At 48.3% G+C, this 8,892-nt stretch carries 10 protein-coding genes; 1 reads left to right on the top strand and 9 read right to left on the bottom strand.

Going from position 1 to position 8,892, the window contains the following annotated elements; all coding sequences use genetic code 11:
• Window positions 1-96: 96 nt before the first annotated feature.
• The gene (locus AC4E7D_RS07845; RefSeq protein WP_490173257.1) at window positions 97-810 is read right to left on the bottom strand and encodes a 3'-5' exonuclease; all 714 of its coding nucleotides are present in this window, start codon (window positions 808-810) and stop codon (window positions 97-99) included.
• 211 nt (window positions 811-1,021) lie between these two features.
• Between AC4E7D_RS07845 and AC4E7D_RS07840 the strand changes: the two genes are divergently transcribed.
• Window positions 1,022-2,140, top strand: a complete 1,119-nt coding sequence (locus AC4E7D_RS07840; protein ID WP_490173256.1) for a hypothetical protein — start codon at window positions 1,022-1,024, stop codon at window positions 2,138-2,140.
• 162 nt (window positions 2,141-2,302) lie between these two features.
• Here AC4E7D_RS07840 and AC4E7D_RS07835 read toward each other — a convergent pair whose 3' ends face one another.
• The 8 genes from AC4E7D_RS07835 to AC4E7D_RS07800 form a co-directional block, all read right to left on the bottom strand.
• A complete protein-coding gene (locus AC4E7D_RS07835) occupies window positions 2,303-2,776 on the bottom strand; it encodes a methylated-DNA--[protein]-cysteine S-methyltransferase (RefSeq protein ID WP_490173255.1) in 474 nt (157 codons plus the stop codon).
• A gap of 2 nt (window positions 2,777-2,778) precedes the next feature.
• The gene (locus AC4E7D_RS07830) at window positions 2,779-3,882 is read right to left on the bottom strand and encodes a CNNM domain-containing protein (protein ID WP_490173254.1); all 1,104 of its coding nucleotides are present in this window, start codon (window positions 3,880-3,882) and stop codon (window positions 2,779-2,781) included.
• 53 nt (window positions 3,883-3,935) lie between these two features.
• Window positions 3,936-5,261, bottom strand: coding sequence for a serine hydrolase domain-containing protein (locus AC4E7D_RS07825; protein WP_490173253.1), 1,326 nt, complete (start codon window positions 5,259-5,261; stop codon window positions 3,936-3,938).
• A 57-nt stretch (window positions 5,262-5,318) separates the two neighbouring features.
• Complete coding sequence (gene hemB, locus AC4E7D_RS07820) at window positions 5,319-6,308, bottom strand: porphobilinogen synthase (RefSeq protein ID WP_490173252.1); 990 nt, start codon at window positions 6,306-6,308, stop codon at window positions 5,319-5,321.
• Window positions 6,309-6,329: 21 nt separating this feature from the next.
• On the bottom strand, window positions 6,330-7,121 hold the full coding sequence (locus AC4E7D_RS07815) for a PhzF family phenazine biosynthesis protein (RefSeq protein WP_490173251.1): 792 nt from the start codon (window positions 7,119-7,121) through the stop codon (window positions 6,330-6,332).
• Between the two features lie 27 nt (window positions 7,122-7,148).
• Window positions 7,149-8,051 (bottom strand): oxygen-dependent coproporphyrinogen oxidase, encoded by a 903-nt coding sequence (hemF, locus tag AC4E7D_RS07810; RefSeq protein ID WP_490173250.1) that lies wholly within the window; start codon window positions 8,049-8,051, stop codon window positions 7,149-7,151.
• Window positions 8,048-8,551: a DUF6973 domain-containing protein gene (locus AC4E7D_RS07805; protein ID WP_490173249.1), complete on the bottom strand. Its 504-nt coding sequence runs from the start codon at window positions 8,549-8,551 to the stop codon at window positions 8,048-8,050. Before AC4E7D_RS07805 ends, hemF begins: the two co-directional genes overlap by 4 nt.
• The coding region (locus AC4E7D_RS07800; protein WP_490173248.1) for a uroporphyrinogen decarboxylase family protein at window positions 8,552-8,892 on the bottom strand (341 nt) is incomplete at its 5' end.

Raw genomic sequence — 8,892 nt, 5'->3', positions numbered from 1 at the left:
ATCTGAATATAGTCATTAACCCTATATCTTTTATGTTCTTAGACTGTATTAGTAATAATTTTATGAATAAATAATCACAAGACAGGCAGCATATACTTACACATAAACAATCTCCTCCTCCGTCAACAACCCCTCATTCCGCAGCCTCAAAATGATCTGGGCCACCGTGATCACGTCCTGCTCACAGTACTTTATTATGCGTTCCAGGTCCTTGTCCTCGTAGTAGACCTGTCGCACCATGCTCCCGTCTATATCTTCCTTGGGGGAGGGGATACCCAGCACATGGGCCATGAGTTTGAGGGAAGTATAATGCTTGAAGTCGCCAAATTTCCATAGCTCCATGGTGTCCAGGTGGGGGACTTCCCAGGGTTTTTTGCCGAAAAGGTCGAGCTTGCCGGGAAGGGAAATGCCATTGATGATCATCCGCCGGGCGATATAGGGAAAATCAAACTCTTTTCCGTTATGGGCACACAACAGGAATTTGGCTGCCTGGAAATGCGAATTAAGTAGTTGCTTAAAAGCGTTCAATAATTCCTCTTCCGTGCCGGAAAAACTGGTCACCCGGAATTGCCTTTCCGCCCCTTTTAAGTGGAAAAAACCGACAGAAATACAGATTATGCGTCCAAATTCTGCCCAAATCCCGGCATTTTCGTAAAAGGCCTCAGGGGTCTCGTCCTCCTTACGCCGGTAGGCGGTTTTCTGCGCCCAAAGCTCCTTGGCGGTTTCATCCAGGGCTTTAAAATCTTCGTGTTCCGGGACGGTTTCAATGTCCAGGAACACCAGGTGTTCCAGATTGACCTTATTAAGCATGATGTTCCTCCAATAAAGTGATGGCCAATGAAGTTACGATATTTTTATGGCCTGCTGCAACAAGTATAGGCGAATCCCCGCAAGACCCTAGCAGATGGAGGTTAATTTAAATACCGATTAGTATATAGCTGTTTAAATGGGAATGCTGGCGACTGTACGGTTAAAAAGTAGCCGTATTGGGCATTATTCGTACATTTAGAAAAAAAGTTGCATGTCCAAGTATAGACTTTTCGGGCTCCTGTTGGCTTTTGTGCTGATTTGGGGCTGTTCTAATGATGACTCGCCTGATATCGATGATACGGGAAGTCGCCTGCCCGATTTCCAGGTCATAGGGGAAGACGGGTCTAGCATCTATAAATACACCTATGCCGCCGCTGCAGAGGAGGGGACCACACTTGATCTCACCGCGAGCAATGGGGTAAACAGGCAGTATATCACCTTAAGGCAAACAGGAGATCTACTGTCCTTTTTCAGTTTTGCCTCTGATAGCTTTTCCGTGGTACTGCATGATGTGGTTACCAGCGCTTCCCTTTCCTACCCTAATTTCTACAATGTAACCGATGAACGTGCCATTACCTGGGGAAGCAATTCGGAATCCCAACTGTTCCTTGGCTTTTACAGCCCGCGCGGTACCCGTAATTACAGTGTGCGGATCATTGACCCGGAAACATCGGATTTCACCGATGTTCAGGTGGAATTTAACACCACCCGTGCCTTTTCACCCCTGTATGCCAATGGGCGACTGGTACTCCTGTACCGCGATAGTGTCGAAAACTACCGCCTTGCCCTACTGGATACAGACAACGCCACCCTGCTGCAGACCCTTGATTTTGGCAGTGCCACGACCAGCATATTCCTGAATAATTTTGACGAATTGGTGGTATTGAGCAGCACAGACCAGTCCAATTATCAGTATAGCGTCTACGATCTGCAGAACTTGGCCGTACAGGAAGAGGGAAATTTTGTGCTGAACAAATTTTTCCCAGGGGGACCTCTTGAGGCAAATTTGGTGGATGACAAGCTATTTTACCTCAATTTCTTTGCACAGCCCTATCCCCTGACCTCTGGTCCGGCTGTTTTTGATCTGTCATTAAGCGAAGACCGCGTAATTGACATGCTGGGGATTGTGCAGCAGAATGAGGCAGAATTAGACAATTCCATTGTGTTGACCGATATTCATTACCTGGAAGATGCTGAATTGTTTGCCGTGGGTTATGCCGTGGATGGCCCTCCTGGAACCTGGGACGGTGGGATGCTGTTTATACGTCCCGATGGGCAACAAATCGGCCATCTGGAGCTCCCTTTTGTGCCCACCTACGTAGTTCACTGACAAAATGGGCAAAACCGACTACCCGGTCGGTTGATGGTGGTGCATTTCAAATTCAGAGAACAGGGATATCGGTAAAAAGCGCAATCCTGATGTTCAAATCGTGAAGAACGGGGCATAGAAGGGATCAATATTTGCACTTCCCGACCGCCTGGTCGGTAAATTTTAGAACAACTTTTGTTGGTGGGATCCCTGCTCGTGGTCCAACAACCATTTTTTACGGTGCAGTCCACCGGCATATCCGGTAAGTGATCCGTCGCTGCCCACTACACGATGACAGGGCACTACCACCCATAATGGGTTTTTCCCATTGGCTGCCGCTACTGCCCTTATGGCTTTTGGGTCCCCTAACCGTCGCGATAATTCAAGATAGGAGATGGTTGTACCGTAAGGGATCTCGGATAGCAGTTTCCAGACGTCTTTCTGAAATGGGGTTCCTTCGGGATTGAGGTGCAGGTCAAATGTTTTTCTGTTCCCTTCAAAATATTCCCGGAGCTGGTACACAGCGTCTTCCAGTACTTCAGGGATTAGGGCTGATGTTTCAGGGGCCTCGTCAAGAACGGAAATAGCAACCAGGCCTTCTTCATCGCCTACTATGCGGGTCCAGCCCAGCGGCGTTTGAAGAAAAGCGGTTTCCATGATTATTCTATTATCCCGGTGCGTTTCGCGCGGTCTTCCCATCTTTTCCTCGCGAGTTGCTGCAGGTCCTCCACATTGTCGCTCTCATCCATGATTTCCAGTCCCAGCAGGGTTTCTATGACGTCCTCCATGGTCACCAGGCCACTCACAGAGCCAAATTCATCCACGACCAAAGCAATATGTTCCCGTTTGGCGATAAGTGTTTCAAACAGCTGCGGAATCGTGGTGTCCCGTTTGGTCACCAGCATATCCCGCTTGATATCTGATAGTGGAATATCACCCTTTTCCTCAATGATTTCCTCCAGGACATTATCCTTTAATACATAACCAGTGATGATATCCTCACGCTCCCCATAAACCGGGATGCGGGAAAACCGGAGTTTAGGGTTATTTTTAAAGAATTCCTTGACGGTCATGGTCTGCGGGGCGATTTTCATAACCGTCCGGGGGGTCATGATGTCCTTCACAAACACCTCATCGAATTTGAGTAAGTTTTTGATGACCTTGGATTCGGATTCCTGGAACACCCCTTCTTCATGGGCGATATCGGCCATTGCGGTAAAATCTTCACGGCTTAGGACGCTGCCATGCCCGCCTTTTTTACCAATAAGCCTGGTGGAAAGCTGCAGCAGCCACATGAGCCCGGTCCATTTTAATACCCAGACCATGATATTCAGGGCTTTGGTAGTAAAATTGGCAAGGCGCTTCCAATAGGTAGCCCCGATGGTCTTCGGGATGATTTCTGAGGCTACCAGTATTAGGATGGTCATGATTGTGGAAACAATACCCACCATCAGGTCTTCGGTAAAGGAAAGACCAAAAACAGTGTGCTCCCGACTGCCGTACAGTTCCATGTAGGTGACTTTGGCCTGTACCCCCACCAGTATGGCCCCAACCGTATGGGCAATGGTATTCAGGGTAAGAATAGCAATCAGCGGCTTGTCCACATCCTTCTTCAGAGCTTCTAATGCCAGGGCATAGGATTTCCCCTCACTCTTTTTAACATTGACGAATGTTGGGGTGATGCTTAGCAATACTGCTTCCAGAATGGAGCAGAGGAAAGAGAAAAATATGGACACAAAAGCATACAGTAGCAGTAGTCCCATGAATCTTTAATATAGTACTAAAGTAACAATAAAAAGAGAATTAGTGGTGGGTATTAGTCTTGCAACAATGCTTTATAAAACACTTGTTGTAATGCCGACCTGATATTCAATTCATAAAGTTGGCGATGCGAACGATAGGGATAGACCCGGTTAGAAAGAAAAATAAAAACCAATTGGTATTTTGGATCCGCCCAGACGAAGGTGCCTGTAAATCCACTGTGTCCAAAGCTTTCTGGACTTACCTCGGGCGCAGGATACGCTTCCCCGAGTATCAGGTTTTGGTTGTCCAAAAGGGGTTTGTCAAATCCTAGTCCCCTACGGTTGTTATTCTCAGGAAACTGGACCGCTGTAAATTGTTTCAGGGTTTCTTTTTTCAGATACTGCTGCCCATCATAATGCCCATAATTCTGGTACATCAGCATCATTTTTGACAGGTCGCTCGCCGTTCCGAATAAGCCGGCATTTCCAGAGATGCCCCCCATAAGGGAAGCATTTTCGTCATGTACCCATCCCTGAGTGAGCGTTTTGCGATATACTGTATCCCGTTCTGTGGGCACTATGGGATTGCGGAAATAGGTGAGTTCCGGATTAAAATCAAGGGTCAGGGCCTCCATAGGCAGGTAGAAGTGCTTTTTGAGGAAATAGGCGTAGGATTGTCCGGTAAGGTCTTGAACAATTTTCGGGAAGAGCAGGAAGGCCAATCCTGAATAACGATATGTTTTATTCGAGGACACTCTGGATCGGTTGATCATGCGGTACATTTTCCTCTGGAATCGCTTGTTTACGTAAACATCCTCATATGCCCTGAGCGAAAACTTCTCAGAAGGCTGCCTGCGAACAAACCTTTTCTTCAGCTTTCCCTTTCGCATTACCTCATTCAGAAAGACAATGTATGGGGTAAGCCCCGCCTGATGGGAGAGTATTTCCCTTAAGCTAAGGTCCCGTTTATCTTTTCTATGTTTCCAGGGTTTCCAGTAATTGCTGAACGGGGCGTCCAGATCAATAAGGCCCTCCTCGTACAACTTCATCAAGGCCGGCAAGGCTGCGGTTATTTTCGTTACAGATGCCAGATCATAACGGTCGTGCAGACCAACCGCTTTAATACTGTCATAAGTGTGATATCCATAGGCCTTGTGGAAGATCACCTCTCCCTGTTTTGCCACTAATACCTGTGCACCTGGAAAGGCTTCTTTTTTTATACCATTTGTTATAATTGAATCTACTGCACTTTCAATGGCCGGGATGTTATAGGTAGAATTCCCGGGCTTGGCAAGGAGGAGCTTCTGCTTGATGCCTGATGGGATAAAGGGCTGGTAATCTCCCTGGGCATAGGCGTTACCAAATAAAAAACCAAAAAGTATATAATATAGAAATCGCATTAATCCCTTGTTCTATAACAGTTTGCAGGAGGGGATATTATACGCTAGCTGGCCGTATTAGTGCATGAGCTTAACGGCTTCCTTGGCAAAATAGCTGGCAATGACACTGGCCCCGGCACGTTTCATGGAGATCAGTTGTTCCATCATAACCGAATCATGGTCGAGCCAGCCTTTATCGGCAGCGGCTTTAAGCATGGCATATTCTCCGGATACCTGATAAACGGCAACTGGTATGTCGACTGCCTCGCGGATGTCCCTGACAATATCCAGGTAAGACAGGCCTGGTTTCACCATTACGATATCGGCCCCTTCTTCCACGTCCATTTCCGCCTCCCGAATGGCTTCCAGCCGGTTGGCCGAATCCATCTGGTAGGTCTGTTTGTCTTTGGGGACGCCCGGTTCATCTACCGGGGCGGAATCCAGCGCCTCGCGAAACGGCCCGTAGAAGCCACTGGCGTACTTCGCGCAATAGCTCATGATCCCGGTATCCGTAAGTTCTTCATCTTCCAGGGCTTCCCGGATGATCTGGATGCGTCCGTCCATCATATCACTGGGCGCCACAAAATCCGCCCCTGCCTGGGCATGGGAAATGCTCATCTCCGCGAGTAGTTCCGTGGTTTCATCGTTCAGGATTACCCCATTGGCTACGATCCCGTCATGTCCGTAAGTAGAATAAGGGTCCAGGGCAACGTCGGTCATGACCAGCATATCCGGACAGGCATCTTTTACCGTTTTTATGGCACGCTGCATGAGCCCGTGCTCATTCAGGGCCTCTTTGCCCTGGTTGTCCTTGAGTTCATCTGGTATTTTAACAAAGAGGAGGACAGCACATAAACCCAGGCTCCACAATTCCTTGACTTCCTTTTTGAGGTTGTCCAGGCTCAGGCGGTAGTAGTTGGGCATGGAGGGGATTTCCTCCCGGACATCGTGCCCTTCAACTACGAAGAGCGGAACCAGAAAGTCGCTGGGGGTGAGGATGGTTTCCCGCACAAGGTGGCGGATGGAGGCATTGGTTCGTAACCTGCGGTTTCTTCTTAATGGATACATGCTATGCTAATTAATGTTTTTTCAAAAATGTATTTTCCCCTCAAGGTAGGGCACAACCCGCCCGGATATTCTCACTCTTGAACCCCGAAGTTCGCAATTAAGATTACCTCCTCTTTTGGAAAGTTGACGGGCACTTAGGTTGTTTTTTTTCAGTACTTCTGACCAGTACGGGGTAAGAGTCGTATGTGCGGATCCAGTCACTGGATCCTCACTGACTCCGGATTGGGGTGCGAAAAAGCGGGATACAAAGTCAACCTCAATCCCTGGTGCAGAAACAATTACGCCCCTGGCATCCACCTGATTCAAAAGTGAAAAGTTTGGTTCTATGTCGCGAATTTGCCCCTCCTCGGCATATATCAGCAAATAATCCGTCTTACCCTTTAACGTCTTTTCGGGAATAATTCCCAATGCCTCATTGAGCTTCTCAATGTGGGCTATTTCATTCAGAGTATCCGCAGGAAAATCCAGTGTTAACTGATCATTTTCCCCTTTCTCGACGGAAAGCAGACCGCTTTGTTCCGAGGAAAAAGTAATAACTGTTCCTGGAAAGCCATAATAATTAAAAATCACATAGGCTGTTGCCATGGTGGCATGTCCGCAAAGCGCTACTTCAACCTCAGGGGTGAACCAGCGAATGTGATACCCCTCGGATTCCATAACTGTAAAGGCAGTTTCGGCCAGGTTGTTTTCCATGGCAATGGCCTGCATGGTATCATTCGGCAGCCATTCGTCCAGAACACAGACCGCAGCGGGGTTGCCACCAAAAATATGGTCGGCGAAAGCATCTACCTGGAACATTTTCTGAGTGCGCATCACAAGGCTTTCTACAAAGCTACTAGTTTATACCCATTCCACCGGATTTTTGAGGACTTTTAGGAGCCGTTCTTCATCACTGCCGGGTTCCGGATGGTGATCATAACGCCACTGCACCTGAGGGGGCAGGCTCATGAGGATACTTTCGATCCTGCCATTGGTACGCAAGCCGAACAAGGTACCCTTATCGTGCACCAAATTGAATTCCACATAGCGCCCTCTCCTGATTTCCTGCCATTCCCTTTGCTCAGGGGTGTAATCAAGATCTTTGCGTTTCTCTGCTATGGGCACATAGGCGTGCAGGAAGCTGTTCCCCACATCGGTAACAAAGTCATACCAGACCTGTATGTCCCTATCTTCCGTTTTGCGCAGGTAGTCAAAGAACAGGCCGCCAACCCCCCTGGCCTCATCCCTGTGGGAATTCCAGAAATAGGAATCACAGCGCTCCTTGTATTTCGAATAAAATTCAGGATCATGACGGTCGCAAACGTCTTTGCACACCTTGTGAAAATGTTTGGCATCTTCCTCAAAGAGATAATAGGGCGTAAGGTCCTGTCCGCCTCCAAACCACTGGTCTGCGATCTGCCCTTCCTTATCGTACATTTCAAAGTAACGCCAATTGGCATGCACCGTTGGCACCATCGGGCTTTTAGGATGTATCACCAGGCTGAGGCCACAGGCGTAAAAATCAACTTCCCCCACACCAAAATAGGTCTGCATGCTCTTTGGAAGGGGCCCGTGCACCGCAGAGATATTTACTCCTCCTTTTTCAAAAACATTTCCATCCTGTATGACCCTGGTGCGACCTCCACCCCCTTCCGGGCGATCCCACAGGTCTTCATGGAAAACGGCTTTGCCGTCTATCACTTCCAGTTGGCTTGTTATACGGTCCTGTAATTCTTGGATGTAGGAATTAAACTGTTCTTTCATTGTGTTATCGGGTCTATAAGGTGAACAAAACGGGTTGGGGCGAGGCGTTCCATATCTTCTGTTACCATTACCTTTTTTGAGTCTGCCATTTTAGATTTTAAAAGATCCACAAGTGCTGATGGCGCAATGTCAGGGTCCTGCTCAAAAAGCAGCCTGCCAACCCGGTTGTTGTGCAAATCCATTTGTCGGGCAACCGAACTGTTCTTTGAAAAATCCTCATGCCAGTCCGTGATCTTCCGGGTCCATTCCAGTACCTTCTCCACACTCACCTTTTTAGTATAACACGCCCTGGCGATATAATAATTCCAAAGGGCATGGCGGAAGGCGTTGGCGGGTGTATTCCTGTGATGGCGCTTTCCTAATTGCTTATCACAAACAGCCACACATTCCCGTGTGGCCCTCAGGGTGGGAACTACCCATAAGGGATGTTTCAAACACAGGCCTGCAAGTGCCATTAAAGCCGCCAGATCCAGGGATTTCAGCTGCTTCCACAGGTTCATTTATTCCGAGTAGGTTTTAACCGCATCGATAAACGCTTTGGCGTGGTCCAGGGGGATATTGGGTAAAATCCCATGTCCCAGGTTGGCGATGTACCGGTCTTTTCCAAATGCCCGTATCATTTCGCTAACCTGTTTTTTGATCTCTTCAGGGGGGGAAAGCAGGCGGGCCGGGTCAAAATTTCCCTGAAGGGTGATATTGCCACCAGATAATTCGCGAGCCTTCTGCGGGGCACAGGTCCAGTCGATCCCCAGCGCAGCAGCGCCGGAATCGGCCATATCCTCCAGGGCATACCAACACCCTTTGGCAAACACGATCACCGGAACGTGATCCTTCAAAGCGG

Source organism: Lentiprolixibacter sp. (assembly GCF_982873095.1).
This window is presented reverse-complemented; position numbering and strand designations above follow the sequence as displayed.